This is a genomic window from Halomonas elongata, from assembly GCF_029081005.1.
Classification (GTDB): Bacteria; Pseudomonadota; Gammaproteobacteria; order Pseudomonadales; family Halomonadaceae; genus Halomonas; species Halomonas elongata_B.
In genome coordinates this window covers 72,300-86,904 of record NZ_JAJQTQ010000011.1, presented here as the reverse complement: position 1 = coordinate 86,904, position 14,605 = coordinate 72,300, and the positions used below count along the sequence as shown (strand labels likewise).

16 protein-coding genes are annotated in these 14,605 nt (G+C 64.2%); 2 read left to right on the top strand and 14 right to left on the bottom strand.

The genetic code is table 11. The features are described 5' to 3' along the window. Positions 1-3: 3 nt before the first annotated feature. The 5 genes from LU493_RS10125 to LU493_RS10105 all read right to left on the bottom strand — a co-directional run bounded on the left by LU493_RS10125 (position 4) and on the right by LU493_RS10105 (position 3,850). Positions 4-1,221, bottom strand: a complete 1,218-nt coding sequence (locus LU493_RS10125) for a molybdopterin molybdotransferase MoeA (protein WP_275287673.1) — start codon at positions 1,219-1,221, stop codon at positions 4-6. Then, complete coding sequence (moaB, locus tag LU493_RS10120; RefSeq protein WP_275287672.1) at positions 1,214-1,735, bottom strand: molybdenum cofactor biosynthesis protein B; 522 nt, start codon at positions 1,733-1,735, stop codon at positions 1,214-1,216. Before moaB ends, LU493_RS10125 begins: the two co-directional genes overlap by 8 nt. Next, on the bottom strand, positions 1,732-2,058 hold the full coding sequence (locus LU493_RS10115; protein ID WP_275287671.1) for a DUF1244 domain-containing protein: 327 nt from the start codon (positions 2,056-2,058) through the stop codon (positions 1,732-1,734). The genes moaB and LU493_RS10115 overlap by 4 nt, the downstream gene beginning before the upstream one ends. Before the next feature lie 56 nt (positions 2,059-2,114). Continuing rightward, entirely contained in the window at positions 2,115-2,747 is a 633-nt protein-coding gene (locus tag LU493_RS10110; protein ID WP_275287670.1) for a helix-turn-helix domain-containing protein, read from the bottom strand. 170 nt (positions 2,748-2,917) lie between these two features. Next, positions 2,918-3,850 (bottom strand): histone deacetylase family protein, encoded by a 933-nt coding sequence (locus LU493_RS10105; protein ID WP_275287669.1) that lies wholly within the window; start codon positions 3,848-3,850, stop codon positions 2,918-2,920. A gap of 159 nt (positions 3,851-4,009) precedes the next feature. Here LU493_RS10105 and LU493_RS10100 point away from each other — a divergent pair, with 159 nt between their 5' ends. Then, complete coding sequence (locus LU493_RS10100) at positions 4,010-6,757, top strand: bifunctional acetate--CoA ligase family protein/GNAT family N-acetyltransferase (protein ID WP_275287668.1); 2,748 nt, start codon at positions 4,010-4,012, stop codon at positions 6,755-6,757. Positions 6,758-6,771: 14 nt separating this feature from the next. Here the strand turns inward: LU493_RS10100 and pdxH are convergent, their stop codons facing one another. The 6 genes from pdxH to LU493_RS10070 form a co-directional block, all read right to left on the bottom strand. Continuing rightward, positions 6,772-7,413 (bottom strand): pyridoxamine 5'-phosphate oxidase, encoded by a 642-nt coding sequence (gene pdxH, locus LU493_RS10095; RefSeq protein WP_275287667.1) that lies wholly within the window; start codon positions 7,411-7,413, stop codon positions 6,772-6,774. Between the two features lie 176 nt (positions 7,414-7,589). Then, positions 7,590-7,985, bottom strand: a complete 396-nt coding sequence (locus LU493_RS10090) for a DUF2069 domain-containing protein (protein WP_275287666.1) — start codon at positions 7,983-7,985, stop codon at positions 7,590-7,592. Then, a complete protein-coding gene (gene wrbA / locus LU493_RS10085; RefSeq protein ID WP_275287665.1) occupies positions 7,982-8,602 on the bottom strand; it encodes an NAD(P)H:quinone oxidoreductase in 621 nt (206 codons plus the stop codon). The genes LU493_RS10090 and wrbA overlap by 4 nt, the downstream gene beginning before the upstream one ends. Before the next feature lie 36 nt (positions 8,603-8,638). Beyond that, positions 8,639-8,980: an ArsC/Spx/MgsR family protein gene (locus LU493_RS10080; protein WP_275287664.1), complete on the bottom strand. Its 342-nt coding sequence runs from the start codon at positions 8,978-8,980 to the stop codon at positions 8,639-8,641. 75 nt (positions 8,981-9,055) lie between these two features. Next, a complete protein-coding gene (locus LU493_RS10075) occupies positions 9,056-9,517 on the bottom strand; it encodes an MgtC/SapB family protein (protein ID WP_275287663.1) in 462 nt (153 codons plus the stop codon). Between the two features lie 132 nt (positions 9,518-9,649). Next, positions 9,650-10,075 carry a gamma-glutamylcyclotransferase family protein gene (locus tag LU493_RS10070; RefSeq protein ID WP_275287662.1) on the bottom strand — a complete coding sequence of 142 codons (426 nt, stop codon included), beginning with the start codon at positions 10,073-10,075 and terminating at the stop codon, positions 9,650-9,652. A 134-nt stretch (positions 10,076-10,209) separates the two neighbouring features. Here LU493_RS10070 and smrA point away from each other — a divergent pair, with 134 nt between their 5' ends. Then, on the top strand, positions 10,210-10,803 hold the full coding sequence (gene smrA / locus LU493_RS10065) for a DNA endonuclease SmrA (protein ID WP_275287661.1): 594 nt from the start codon (positions 10,210-10,212) through the stop codon (positions 10,801-10,803). 107 nt (positions 10,804-10,910) lie between these two features. Here the strand turns inward: smrA and LU493_RS10060 are convergent, their stop codons facing one another. The 3 genes from LU493_RS10060 to LU493_RS10050 all read right to left on the bottom strand — a co-directional run bounded on the left by LU493_RS10060 (position 10,911) and on the right by LU493_RS10050 (position 14,605). Then, positions 10,911-11,426, bottom strand: coding sequence for a DUF934 domain-containing protein (locus LU493_RS10060; RefSeq protein WP_275287660.1), 516 nt, complete (start codon positions 11,424-11,426; stop codon positions 10,911-10,913). Further along, the gene (locus LU493_RS10055; RefSeq protein ID WP_275287659.1) at positions 11,419-13,071 is read right to left on the bottom strand and encodes a nitrite/sulfite reductase; all 1,653 of its coding nucleotides are present in this window, start codon (positions 13,069-13,071) and stop codon (positions 11,419-11,421) included. The genes LU493_RS10060 and LU493_RS10055 overlap by 8 nt, the downstream gene beginning before the upstream one ends. A gap of 154 nt (positions 13,072-13,225) precedes the next feature. Beyond that, positions 13,226-14,605 carry an MATE family efflux transporter gene (locus LU493_RS10050; RefSeq protein WP_275287658.1) on the bottom strand — a complete coding sequence of 460 codons (1,380 nt, stop codon included), beginning with the start codon at positions 14,603-14,605 and terminating at the stop codon, positions 13,226-13,228.

Below are 14,605 nucleotides of genomic sequence, written 5' to 3'. Positions count from 1 at the left end.
GTCTCAACCGCCGCGCAACCACAGGCAGTCGATGGTATCGCCGGCGGTGACGTGCGAGTCGGGTTCGATGATCGCCAGAGCATCGGCGCCGACACAGGACGACAGCACACCGGAGTTCTGGTCGGGAAAGGCCTGGGCAACGATTCCTTGCGCGGTGAATGCCAGCGTCACGCGCATGTAATGCCGACGTGGACCGGTGCGGGCCGTGAAGTCGGCGCGGACGGCGAGCCTGGGGAGACGGGCCAGCTCGCGGCAGTCGAGCAGGGCGCCCATGAGGGGGCGCAGAAACAGCCAGGCACCGACGAAACTGGAGACCGGATTGCCCGGGAGTCCGACGAAGCGGGTCTCGCCGCCGTCACCATCGGGGAGACGGCCCAGGGCGAGGGGCTTGCCCGGTCGCATGGCCAGCCGCCACAGATCGAGATGGCCCAGTGACGCCAGGGCGGCCTTGACGTGGTCTTCCTCGCCGACACTCACACCGCCGGTGGTGATGACCACGTCGGCCTCCCGTGCCACTTCATCCAGCAGGGCACGGGTGCCCTCGGCGTCGTCCGGTACCGTGGCCAGCCGCGTGACATCGGCGCCGAAGGTCTCGAGCAGCCGCGTCAGCATGGGACGGTTACTGTTGTAGATCTGGCCGGCACTCAGCGGCTGGCCGGGCTCGACGATCTCGTCACCGGTGGATAGCAGGGCGACACGCGGACGGCGGCGCACCTCGACTTCGGTGATGCCCTGTCCGGCGAGGTGGCCAAGCGCCGCGGCATCGAGACGCATGCCGGCGCTCAGCAATGGCGTGCCCGCGCGCACGTCGCTGCCTCGATGACGCACATTGTCATGGACGGGGATGTCGTCGGGAACCCGGATACCGTCGGCGGTGACCTCGGCGCTTTCCTGCCGAACGATACAATCGGCACCCTGGGGAAGCTCGCCTCCGGTAAAGATGCGGGCGCAGCTGTTCGGCGCCAGTGGCTCGGCGTTCGCGCCGGCGGCGACACGCTGGGAAACCGGCAGGGTTCGCCCGGCGTCGTCATGACGCAGGGCATAACCATCCATGGCGCTATTGTCGAAGGGCGGCACGTCGATGCAGGCCGTGACATCGGTCGAGAGTACCCGTCGCGCCGCTTGGTCGCAGGGCAGAGTTTCCGTCGACAGTACCGGGACGCCCTGGAGCAGGGTGTCGAGGGCTGCCTCCACTGTCTGTAGGGACGCCGTCTCAGACATGCTGGCCTCGCTCGGGAATCACCAGGTTGGCGAAGTTGCAGGGTTGATGGCGGCTATCGAGCTGTTCGGCGAGGATACCGTCCCAGGCAGTGCGACAGGCGCCGGTGGAACCGGGCAGACAGAAGACGACGGTGGCGTTGGCCAGCCCGCCGAGACAGCGGCTCTGCACGGTGGAACTGCCGATTTCCTGCCAGGAAAGGTGGCGAAAGAGTTCGCCGAATCCCTCGATTCGCTTGTCGAGCAGTACCGAGACGGCTTCCGGGGTGGAGTCTCGACCGGTGAAGCCGGTGCCGCCGGTGGTCAGGATGACCTGTACCTCGGCGTCGGCGATCCAGGCCGCCACCTGGGCGCGAATGTGGTAGACGTCGTCGGCGATGATTCGCTTGTCATGCAGTCGATGACCGGCAGCCTCGAGGCGCTCAACCAGCGTCTGGCCGCTACGGTCGGTCTCTTCGGTGCGGGTGTCGGAGACGGTGAGCACCGCCACGGAAAGGGCAACCATCGCCTCGCTCATTCGCCATCGCTCCGTTCGCGTTTCGCGGACTGACGGGCCTCGAGGGCGGCCAACTGTTCCGGCGTGGCCTTGGCCTGGTAGCGTGATTTCCACTCGGGGTAGGGCATGCCGTAGACATATTCGCGAGCGGCTTCGTAGTCCAGCGACTCGCCACGGGCCTCGGCCTCGGCCACCAGCCATTTGGACAGGCAGTTGCGGCAGAAGTCGGCAAGGATCATCAGGTCGATGTTCTGAACATCCTTGTTCTCGTCCAGGTGGCGAAGCAGCCGGCGAAAAGCGGCGGCCTCGAGTTCGGTACGGGTGGCGTCGTCGAAATCCTGCATGGTGTCGCTCCGTTGGAGAGAGGTTCGATATCTTGTCGGAGAAGGACGGTCGTCCGTCAATGCCCATCCCGCGGTGTGCACACCGACAGCACCACGGCATCCTCCTCGCCGACCGAGACCAGGGCATGGCCCATGTCGCTGTCGAAGTAGATGCTGTCGCCCCTGGCCAGGTGAAGCGGCTCATAGAATTCGGAGAACAGCTGGATCTCGCCTTCGAGGATCATCAGGAATTCCTCGCCGTCGTGACGGACCCATTCACTGAATTCCTCGAAGCGCCGAGCGCGCACGATGGTCTTGAAGGGAATCATGCGCTTCTGGGCCAGCTCGCAACTGAGCAGCTCGTGCTCATAGGTCGGGGTCGGGTGCTGTTGCCCCTCTCCCCGGCGTGTCAGGTCGCGTCGCCCCATGGTGCGAGTCTTGGTCCGCGGTTGGGTGAGCAGCTGTGGCAGGTCGATATCGAGACCGCTGATGAGCTTCTGTACCGCGGTGAACGTCGGCGAGATCTGGTCATTCTCGATCTTGGAAAGGGTGGAGCGTGCCAGTCCGGTACGCTCGCTGACGTCGCCCAGGGTCCATTCGTTGGCCAGGCGAATTTCCTTGAGCCGTTCGCCGAGTCGCAGGGGCTCGACGAACGGCTTGCGCCCGGAGGCGATGCGCAGGGCGGCGTCCTGATCGTTGCTGGCGGTCATCGGAATTCACTATCGGAAACTGGGTTTCCCCTCAGACTACCATAACCGCCCGGGCCATCGGGTAGTCCTGGCGACCCGTACCTGGCCGGTGGCGACATGTCGGTGCAGTCGGCCATCGTCGATGCCGTTTCCCGAGACTGGGAAACCCGTGTCTGGTCGAAGGGCCGGGGTCAGTCGAAGGGCAGGCCCAGCAGGGCCTTGAGATGGGCCTCGGTGCTGCGTCCCAGGGCATTATCCGAGTAACCGCCCTCGAGGACCGAGACCAGGCGACGTTCGGCATAACGGTCGGCGATGTCGGTGGCGAGGCGGCTCACCCAGTAGAAGTCCTCGTCGCCCAGACAGAGTTCGGCCAGGGGGTCTTCGCGATGGGCATCGAAGCCCGCGGAGACCAGTACCAGGTCGGGCTGGAAGTCGTGCAAGGCCGGTAGCCAGCTCGCCTCGATGGCGCGACGGAAGGCGGGGCCTTCGGTACCGGCCGGCAATGGTACATTGACGATATTGGGAGCATGGCAGTCGAGATAGCGCCAGGGATAGAAGGGGTACTGGAAACTGGTGCAGATCAGCACGTCGGGATCATTCTGGAGAATATCGATGGTGCCGTTGCACTGGTGAACGTCGAAGTCGAGAATCGCGACGCGGCGCGCACCATACTGGCTCCGGGCGTGGGCGGCGGCCACCGCGACATTGTTGTAGAAGCAGAAGCCCATGGCGTCCGAGGCCTCGGCATGATGGCCGGGGGGACGCATGGCGCAGAAGACGTTGTCCGCCTGGTGCCGGTAGACCCGGTCGACACCCTTGATCGCCGCGCCGGCAGCCAGCCTGGCGATGCGCAGGCTGTCGGGCGTCATGAGGGTATCGCCGTCGATGGACACGATGCCATGCTCTGGCACGCAACGTTCGAGATGACGCAGGTGGGCCTCGGGGTGGACGCGCAACAACTGTGCTTCGCTGGCTTCGACGGCCTCGGACTGCATGGTCTGCTGGAGGATGCCCGAACGCAGCAGGCGGGCGCGGATGGCATCCAGCCGCTGGGGCGATTCGGGATGCTCGGGGCCCATGTAGTGCCGGGGGTGATCGGGATGGGTGATGTAGGCCGTTATCATGCATGCCCTCCGCTGGGTTGCGCCTACCATAGGGGTGGGGAGTCCTTGCATGACACTGGCAATAAGTCGTACACAGGAGCAAGCGCCTCTGGTCGTGTACGGAAATTCGCCGACCTTTCGTACACGACCTGATGTCCCGGTCAGTCGACGGAGCCTTCGATGAGCACTCGCTTCCTGCCCCATTTCTTCGAGCCGCGCAGCATCGTGGTGGCCGGTGCGTCCGAGAAGCCCCATTCCATGGGGGGGCTGGTGATGCGTAATCTGCGCGAAGGAGGGTTCGCCGGCGAGATCTGGGCGCTCAACCCCAAGGGCTACGAGGCGGTGTTCGGTGACCCCTGCGTGAGCCGCGTCTCTCGCCTGCCTCAGGTACCGGATTTGGCCGTGATCTGTTCACCGGTGGAGACGGCGCCGGAGTTGATCGATCGGCTGGGGCGCTTCGGGGTGAAGGCGGCGCTGGTGTTGTCGGGCGGTGCGCATCTCGATGATGCGCGAGGCGAGCAGGGGTCGGTGCGCTCGCGAATGCTGAGCGCGGCGCGGGCGTCCGGCATTCGCGTGCTGGGCCCCGAGTGCATGGGGCTGATCGTGCCGGGCCGCAGACTCAATGCCTCCTACGCCAGTCAACCGGTCAAGCGCGGGCGCGTTGCCTATCTGGGGCAGTCCGGCATGCTGGGCAACGCCATGATCGACTGGGCAGCGGGGCGAGGCATCGGCTTTTCGCATCTGCTGACGCTGGGGGACAGCGTCGACGTGATGCTGCCCGACCTGATCGACTACATCAATCAATACGCGCCGACTCAGGCCATCCTGTTGCACCTGGAGCGCATCCTCGACGCCCAGCATCTCATGACCGCGATGCGCGATGCTTCTCGCCACCGTCTGGTGCTGGCCATCAAGAGCGGCCGCACCGCGGAATCGGATATCTCGAACCTGCCGGCGACACCGGGCATCGCCAATCGCGACCAAGTCTTCGATGCCGCCTTCGCCCGTGCCGGCGTGGTGCGCGTCGATGACTCCGATGAACTCTTCGATGCCCTGGAAACCCTGTCACGCATGAAGCCCCTGCGTGGCGATCGTCTGGCGGTGGTCTCCAACGGCCTGGGGCCGGCGATGCTGGCCATCGACAAGTTGATCAGCGCCGGCGGTCGTCTGGCAACCTTCGAGGCATCGACGCAGCGACGATTGCGTCAGGAGCAGCGGGATCGCAGCAAGCCGGGCGAGAATCCGGTCGATCTGGGAGGCTTGGCTACACCGGCACATTTCGTTGAAGCGCTGGAGCTGGTCGCGGCCGATCCGGGCGTCGATGCCGTACTGGTGGTGCATGCGCCGACGCGATTGGCGCCGTCGGCGGAGACGGCGCGAGCCGTCATCGACGCGCGCAGGCGTTTCAAGCGCAATCTCCTGACCAGCTGGATGGGGCTGGAGGAGGCCCTGTCGGCTCGGCACGAGTGCAACCAGGCGGGCATCCCGACCTACATCTCGCCGGAGAAGGCCATCAAGGCCTTCATGCATATGGTCGACTATCAGCGGGTACAGGCGCTGCTTCAGGAAACGCCGCCGAGCCTGCCGTTTGCCACGACACCGGCGATCCGTGCCCGCTGTCGTGAGTTGATCGACAGCGTTCGTGCCGAGGGGCGCCAGAGCCTCGATCACTCCGAAGTCTCGCGGGTGCTCGAGACCTATGGCATTCCCTCCGCCCCGAGCCGGTACCTGCAGACGCCCGACCAGGCCAGCGAAGCGGCCAGAAGCTTCGATGGCCCCATGGCGCTCAAGGTGGTGCACGATGGCAACTGCCACCCCTTTCGTTATCGACGCCATCCACACAAGCTTTCGGCGGGGTTGTTGCAGGACCTGGACACCCCCGAACAGGTGGCCGAAGGCGTCACACGCCTGGGTGACAAGGTGTGCGAGAAGTTTCCCGACCTGGCCGTTCGCGAGTATTGTCTTCAGGCGATGCAGCGCGGCAAGCATTCCATGCAGCTGTGCGCGGGTATCACGCGGGATCCGGTGTTCGGCCCGTTGATCTTGTTCGGCATCGGTGGCTACAAGGTCAATATCCTCGCCGACCGGCAGATAGCCCTCCCGCCCTTGAACATGTCACTGGCGGCCGACGTCGTCGGACGCACCCATGCGGCGCGCTTGATTCACGCGCACTCGAGTGACCCGGAACGGGACATCGAGCGTATCTGTGAATTGCTGGTCAAGCTCTCTCAGATGGCCAGCGATCTGCCGACGTTGAAGGGGCTGGAACTCAATCCGGTCCTGCTCAATCGCGATGGGGTAGTGGCCGTGGATTTCGCCATGGACCTAGGCGAGCCGGCGCGCTTCGCGATCATGCCGTATCCGGAAGAACTGCGCGAGTGGGTGAAGCTGGGCAACGGTTGGGATGTCGAGGTACGACCGATACGCGCCGAGGACGCCCCGCTGATCACGCGCTTTCACACCCAGCTCTCCGAGGAAAGCATTCGGTTCCGCTATTTCCACAACAAGGCCGATCTGTCACAGCGGGATCTGTCGATGCTGTCGCATATCAACTATGACCGCCAGATGGCCTTCATCGCCGAACATCCGCTCGAGGATGGCACCAAGGAAATGCTCGGCGTGGTGCGGGTCTGGAACGATCCCGACAATATTCGCACCGAGTTCTCGATCATCATCCGTGACGACCTGCAGGGGCTGGGCATCGGCAAGTTGCTGATGGAACGCATGATCCGTTACAGCAAGGGCGTCGGTACCCTGGAGATGGTCGGCCAGATCATGGCCGACAACCATCCCATGCGTGCGCTGATGAAGCAGCTCGGTTTTCGCCAGCGCTATAACATGGAGGAGCAGGTCGTGGATGCCGTACTGCGTCTCAACGAACCGCACAGCGAATGGCAGCGCCATCGTCTCGAAACGCTGAAGGATTGACGGGAAGGTCCCTCTCAGGGAGCCAGCCGGAAATGGCTCCAGGTATCGGCGCGTCGCTCGTAGCGGATGCGGTCGTGCAGGCGACTGGGCTGGCCCTGCCAGAATTCGATCATCTCGGGCACCACACGATAGCCACCCCAGTGGCCGGGCCGCTCGATCTCCTGGCCCTCATAGGCTCGCTGAAAGCGCTGCTCACGTTCCTCGAGCCAGTTTCGACCGGGAATTACCACACTCTGGGTAGCCACCCAGGCACCCAGCTGGCTGGCTCGGGGTCGACTGGCGAAGTAGGCGTCGGACTCCTCGTCGCTGACCTGCTCCACGGCACCTTCGACGCGCACCTGACGGCCCAGGGAGGGCCACCAGAAGACCAGAGCGGCATGCGGGACATTGGCCAGCTCGCTGCCCTTGTGGCTCTGGTAGTTGGTATAGAAGACCAGTCCTTGTTCGCTGATGTCCTTGAGCAGCACCACACGGGCATGAGGCATGCCCTGGCTGTCGACGGTAGCCAGCGTCATGACGTTGCCATCGTCGCCCTCGGCCTCCAGGGCCAGTGCCAACCATTCGTCGAACAGGGACATGGGCCGTTCAGGCATCTGGTCCTCTTCGAGCCGGCCACCCTCATAATCGCGCCGTATATCGGCAATATCTCGTGTCATGGCGTTCTCCTAGAATATGCGGTCATGGTCGCCGCTCGGCGTGCCAAGCTCAAGACATGATTGGTCGATGTCATGGATCGATGAGGACCCTCTAGCCTGGATGAGCGTGATGCCATCAAGGGAGGGCCCACCAGTGCTGGACCAAAGTCGAGAGCCTTCGAGGATGAGCGGTCGGGTCACGCCTCTGCCTTGACCTGGCGGCTGCGAAAGCGGGCATATCCCGTGCAGCCGGCGAACAGTGCCAGCGAGACCAGCGCCTCCAGGCTGCCTCGCGCCATCTGCCCGGGCAGGCCGGCGACCATCACGCCCTGGGCGAAGTAGAGCAGGCTGACGAAAGCGAGCCAGGCGTGTCCCCTGGCACGCCTGGCCAGGATGGAGGGCAGGAAGAGCACCAGTGGCAGCACGAAGGCCACCATGGGGCCGATGCGGCTGGCATCGCTTTCCACGGCCACGCCTCGGTAGATCATCATCAGGATCAGTATCGCATAACTGCCGATCACCAGACGCCGGCAGCGGGTCACCAGAGCGGTCAGTCCCTCGCGTTCTTCGAGATTGTCCAGCCAGCGCTTCATGTTTCCTCCTCGCCATGGTGGCCCAGGGCAAGCGCCAGGCGTGCCAGGCGCTTGCCCTGGGCGAAGGCCAGGCGGCGCTCATGATCATCCAGGGGACGATCGCTGCGCTTGCCGGCCAGGTGGCTGGCACCGTAGGGCGTGCCGCCGGCCTGGGTCTCCATCAACTCCACCTCGCTGTAGGGCAGGCCCGCATAGACCATGCCGTGGTGCAGCAGGGGCAACAGCATGGAGATCAGTGTGGTCTCCTGGCCGCCATGCAGGCTGGAAGTGGAAGTGAAGGCCGTGGCCGGCCGATCGACCAGGGCGCCTCCCAGCCAGAGTTCGCTGGTCGTGTCGATGAAATGCTTCAAGGGCGCGGCCATGTTGCCGAAGCGGGTCGGGCTGCCGAGTGCCAGGCCGGCGCAATGACGCAGGTCATCGAGATCGGCGTAGATAGCCCCTTCGGCGGGAATTTCCGGGTCCACCGCTTCGCAGGTAGGGGATACAGGGGGCACGGTGCGCAGGCGGGCCTCGATGCCGCGCATCGATTCGACGCCGGCTGCCAGGCGCTCGGCCATGGCGCGGGTAGCGCCCTGGCGCGAATAGTAGAGAATCAGGATGTAGGGTTGGGATGGCATGCGGCTTCCTGGAGCGAAAGGAAAAGGGGGTGCGGGTCAGTCGAGCAGGCCGAGCACGTCCTCCGGAGGACGTCCGATCACGGCGCGCTGGCCATCGTCGGCGATCGGGCGTTGCAGGATCTTCGGGTGGGCGAGGATGGCATGCACGACCTGATCGGGATCCTCGAGGTCGGCGTGCAGAGCCTTCCATTCGGCTTCATTGGTCCGCACCAGGGCAGTGCCATCGGCATCCAGTCGTGACATCAAGGCCCGAAGCTCCTTCTCGTCGAGAGGATCGTCCAGGTATCGGCGAACCCGAACGTCGGCACCGTGTTCCTCGAGCAGTGCCAGAGCCTGACGGGATTTCGAGCAGCGCGGGTTGTGCAGCAGGGTCAACATGGCAGGGCCTCATGGTCGAGTCGAATAGCGCCGAGCCATTGTAGGCCGTCGCCGTTGAGCCTCACAACATACCCCTCAGTCATCCCGCTTGTGCCAGGGCAGGGCGCGCTCGATGGCGCCGAGCACCGTCATGATGATCAGCGCCAGCACCGTGACCATGGCAGCCAGGGCCAGGTCCCCGACACCGGCGGCAATGCCGATGGCGCCGGCCAGCCAGATCGAGGCACCGGTGGTGATGCCTTGAACACTGGTGCCGCTGCGAATGATGCTGCCGGCACCGAGAAAGCCGATGCCGCCGATCACGCCTTCGACGATACGGGTCGGGTCGATGCGTGCCGAGGAGTCTTCTCCAGCCGTGGCGTACAGGATTTCCAGTCCGACCAGAAGGAAGGCGGCAGCGCCCAGGGCGACCAGCATGTGAGAACGCAGGCCCGCTGGCTTGCCACGGAATTCACGTTCGATGCCGAGCACCAGCGCCAGTCCCGAGGCAGCCGACAAGCGGGTGAGCATCTCCAGCAGTGTCAGTTCAGCTTCCATGACACGCTCCTTGTTCGTGTTCGCATCATTGGTGAAATGATGGCCTGTCCTATAGAGGGTGGCGTATCGAGGCCTTCTTGAGAAAAGGATCTTGGTTTTATACCGTTATCTTCCTTGATAAAAACTCGACATTCATCTTACCGAATCCAGCCGTCGATACACCCAGGCTTGTTGACCGCTGGAAAGCGTGACCTCTTGCCGATAATACCGAATACCGAGCCGCTCATAGCGATCGAGCCGTTCGAGTTCCTCGGCATCCACCGTCAACAGCAGTCCGGGGACGCTATTCCCCTCGGCGGGTTCCAGATCGAGCCCCTCGCGTCGGTAGCCGGGTAATGTCACCGTTTCCGGGTCTCCGGCTCGACCGTAGACGAGCCAGCGAATCGGAGCATGACGCAGGGTGCCGTAAACGAAGAGCTGGTGTTGACCGCTTGCCACGTCAGGCAGTGCGTCCGGGCGCTCATAGGTCCAGGGACTGAGCCAGGTCAACCAGAACCAGCCGGCAAGGGCGAAAGGCGTGAGGCACAGACTCGACAGGGCGAGACGGCGAAAGGACATCAGGATCGGTCTCGTCGACGCAAAAGCCATATCCTGCCACAAGATGCGGTCGACTCGAGACCCATCACGACGCTTTGCTCGCCTGACACGGGGCGCTAGGATGGAGGACTCACCATTCGAGACGGAGGTGCCCCATGACTCAGCCCCAGCATGACGAGATGGATTTCCGGGCACTGGTGGGTGAGGTGCGACCCGTGCGTGGTGGCCATGATCGTGCCGATCCCGGTCGGCCTCGTCGCGACCCCAGCGACGCCCAGTTGGCGAGGCGAGAAAGCGCCGTCGCCGAAGGCGAGGCACGCCTGGGGCTGTCGGACGACTTCGTCGACCTGGTGCCTCCCTTCGATCCTCTCGAGTTTCGCCGTGACGGCATTCAGTGGGGGGTAGTGGAGCGCCTGCGTCACGGCGGCTATCCCGCCCAGGCCAGCCTGCATCTATTGCGTCGGCCGCTGGAAGAATGTCGTCGTGCCTTGCCCGGTTTTCTCCGCGAGGCTCGTGAACACGACCTGCGCTCGGTGTTGATCGTGCATGGTCGGGGCCGTGAGATCGACAGCCCATCCAATGTGCTGCGTTCCTATCTCGCCAAGTGGCTCGCCGCTGTGGAAGACATGCAGGCATTCGCCTCGGCGGGGCAGCGTGATGGGGGAATCGGCGCGACCTGGGTCATGCTGCGCAAGAGCGAGCGTGCCCGGGCCGACAATCGCGAACGGCAGCAGAAGCGTCGTGGTTGAGGAACCACGGGCCATGACACAAGGAAGCCGGCCAGAGGCCGGCTTCCTGTCTGCAGGGGCTTGCCGTTTTCGTTCGGCGCTCTTGCGGCGTTTCCGAACCGACCGTGTCAGGCGACGGCTTGCTCGCGACGGGCTTCACGCATTCGGCGCCGGAACAGCGGTTCGCCAGTGTCGGTCCCGGGCTGGTAGCTGCGACTGAAGGTGTCCAGGGCGTTCAGAGCGTCCTCGACGATCTGGTCCTCGCGCAGCAGGAACGCATCGAAACCGCAGCGCGACATGTAGAACAACTGATCGATCAACACGTCTCCCACGGCACGAATCTGGCCGCCGTACCCGTAACGCTCCCGCAGCAGGCGCGCGATGCTGTAGCCCCGTCCATCGGTGAACTTGGGAAAGTCGATGGCGATCAGCGGCGCGTCGAGCAAGTGCCTGGCGAGCTCGAGGGTGAGCTCGGTGTCGCTGCTCAACAGCGGGGCGACGTTCTCGCTCGGGGCGTCCAGCCACTCCGTCACGGAGACGATGACACGGGTGTCCGCGGGGCGCTCCGCACCTTCCTCGAGGAGCACCCAGCCGTCATGCTGGACGCGGCGATCGGCGATCAGGGTTCGATGCTGTTCAGGCATAGACATGCTCCTTGAAGGGTTTCAGGCCGATGCGACGATAGGTGTCGAGGAAGGTCTCGTCGGGCGTACGCTCTCCGACATAGACCTTCAGCAGCTTGTCGATCACGTCGGTCACGTCCTCGCGGTAGAAGGACGGGCCGAGAATCTTGCCCAGGGACGATTCGTTGCCCTGACTGCCGCCGAGCGAGATCTGGTAGTACTCCTCGCCTTTCTTGTCGACGCCAAGAATGCCGATATGGCCCACATGGTGATGGCCGCAGGCATTCATGCAGCCAGAGATGTTGAGCTCCAGGGGCCCCAGGTCATAGAGGAAATCCAGGTTCTCGAAGCGTTCCTGGATCGACTGGGCGACCGGAATCGACTTGGCGTTGGCCAGCGAGCAGTAGTCGCCGCCGGGGCAGCAGATCAGGTCGGCCAGGGTGCCCACGGTCGGATTGGCCATGCCGAGCGCGTCGAGACGCTGCCAGAGCTCCTCCATGCGATCCACCGGCACATCGGTCAGCACCAGGTTCTGCTCGTGGGTGACGCGCAGCTCGCCATAGCCGAATTCATCGGCGAGGTCAGCCACTGCGGCCATGTCTTCGGAGGTCACGTCACCGGGGGAGTGGTCGTGACGCTTGAGCGACAGGGTCACGGCCTTGTAGCCGGCAACCTTGTGATCGGTGACGTTGTTGGTCACGAAGCGGGCGAAGGCGCGATTTTCCCCTCGCAGGCGCTCGTAAGCCTCGATGGCGTCGTCGGCGACCTCGCGGCGGGGCGGGTCGACAAAGTGCTCGGCCACGGCGGACACCGCCTCCTCGGTCAGGGTCTGGGCGCCATCCTTGAGATGAGCCCACTCTTCCTCGACTCGGCGTCGGAACTCGTCGATGCCCAGTGCCTTGACCAGGATCTTGATGCGCGCCTTGAACTTGTTGTCGCGACGACCGAACTGGTTATAGACCCGCACCAGGGCCTCCAGATAGGTGAGCAGATGGCGCCACGGCAGGTCTTCGCACATCACGCCACCGATCATCGGCGTGCGGCCCAGGCCGCCACCGGCGAGCACCTTGACGCGAACGTCGCCGGCGTCGTCGCGCCAGAAACGCAGGCCGACATCGTGAACCTGGATAGCCGCACGATCCTCCTCGGCACCGGTCACGGCGATCTTGAACTTGCGCGGCAGATAGGCGAATTCCGGGTGGAAGGTCGACCACTGCCGGATCAGCTCGCACCAGGGCCGCGGATCGACGTCTTCGTCGGCGGCGATGCCGGAGAACTGATCGGTAGTGGTGTTGCGGATGTCGTTGCCGCTGGTCTGGATGGCATGCATCTGCACGCTGGCGAGATCGGCCAGGATGTCCGGCACGTCCTCGAGCTTCGGCCAGTTCAGCTGCAGATTGGTGCGCGTGGTGAAGTGACCGTAGCCTCGATCGTAGCGCGCGGCGATCTCGCCGAGCTTGCGCAACTGGTAGGAGGCCAGCATGCCGTAGGGGATGGCGATACGCAGCATGGGGGCGTAGCGCTGGATATAGAGGCCGTTCTGCACACGCAGAGGCAGGAATTCCTCATCACTGATCTTGCCCTCCAGATAACGGCGCATCTGGTCGCGGAACTGGGCGACGCGCTCGTCCACCAGGGTCTGGTCATGATTGTCGTAGCGATACATTCTACGCCTTCCTACGATAGGGAAGTGGCACGGTTGCGACTAGCTTACCGGGTGATCTTTATACGAGAAAAGAATAAATGTGCATAGTTTATATTCGAAATGGAATGAGGAGCGGCATCTCGCCCTGTCCCTGGACGCATTTCCACGCATCCCATCATACGCTCAGCGCTGTCCAGCGGCCGCGTTGCCAGATGGTCGCGAACCAGGCGGAATTCAGGCATCGATAGCCGAGTTGTACCCACCAGATGCCGAGCAGTCCAAGTTCCTGATGAACACCGACCCACCAGGCCAGCGGCAAGAAGACCAGCCATTGCAGCGTCAGGGTCGTGGTCATCACGGTCCGATTGGCACCGGCGCCAAGCAAGGCCTGGGCGAATACCAGGGCGGCGGCGTCCAGCACGATCATCAGGGCCGTGAGTTGCAAGGGGCGTCGTCCCAGGGCAATGAGGTCGGCATCGTGCAGGAAGAGGCCCAATACCGCGTCGGGGAAGGCCAGCAGCGGCAGGGCCAGAAGCAACAGGCATGGCAGGGCAATGGACACCACGTCCCACCCCCAGCGATGGGCATCGCGATGGTCCTGGCGCCCCAGCGACTGCCCCACCAGGCTCATTGCCGCCATGCCTAGCCCGACACCGGGCAGTATCAGCAGCAGCGAGAGGTTCACCAGCACATGACCCACTGCCACGCTGGCCGTATCGATATGGCCGAGAATCCAGAACAGCATGGCGTAGCCGGCGGCGAACCAGATCTGCTGGAAGGAATGGGGAATGGCCAGCCGCAGGGTCGTCAGCAGGGTCTCGAGACGAGGACGCGCAGCGAGAAAGCCGCTGGCCATGGCGTGGCGCAAGCTGTAGAAGGCCCAGATCGCCAGTCCCGCGTATAGCGAGAGCGTGGTACCGGCACCGGCGCCGGCGGCGCCCATGGCAGGTAGCCCCGCGAGGCCGAAGATCAAGCCGACGCTGGCCAGGCCATTGACCAGGTGCATCGCCAGCATGATGCGTAGATAGAGCCCGGTGCGCTGAATGCCGTTCCAGTATCCGCGAAAACAGAAGATCATGGCCACCGGGACCAGCGACACCACGCGCCAGCGGAAGTAGGCCACCGCTTCGGTATTTACCGCCGGATCCTGGTTGATCCAGCTCATCAGTCGTGGTGCCTGCCACAGACAGAGCAGGGTCAAGGGCACGGCGACGACCAGGGCGATGGCGAGTCCCGCGTTCAAGGCCTGAGCGCGGCATCCCCATGCCTGCTCGCCATGGCGTCGGGCGGTCTGGGCCTGCACGCCGGAAGACAGCCCGAACACCACGGCGGTGATCAGAAAGATGGCATAACCGCCGATGCCGACACCGGCCAGCGGAATCTCGCCCAGGGCGCCGACCATGGCGGCGTCGATCAGATTCAGCAGGCTCTGGCTGAGCATGCCGCCGATGATCGGCAAGGCGAGGCGCAGGATGATGCGACGCCTGTCGCCGTCGGGCAGCCGCGAGGCAATCGCGGCTGCCGAACGCACAGGAGAGGTGACGCGTTCGGACAT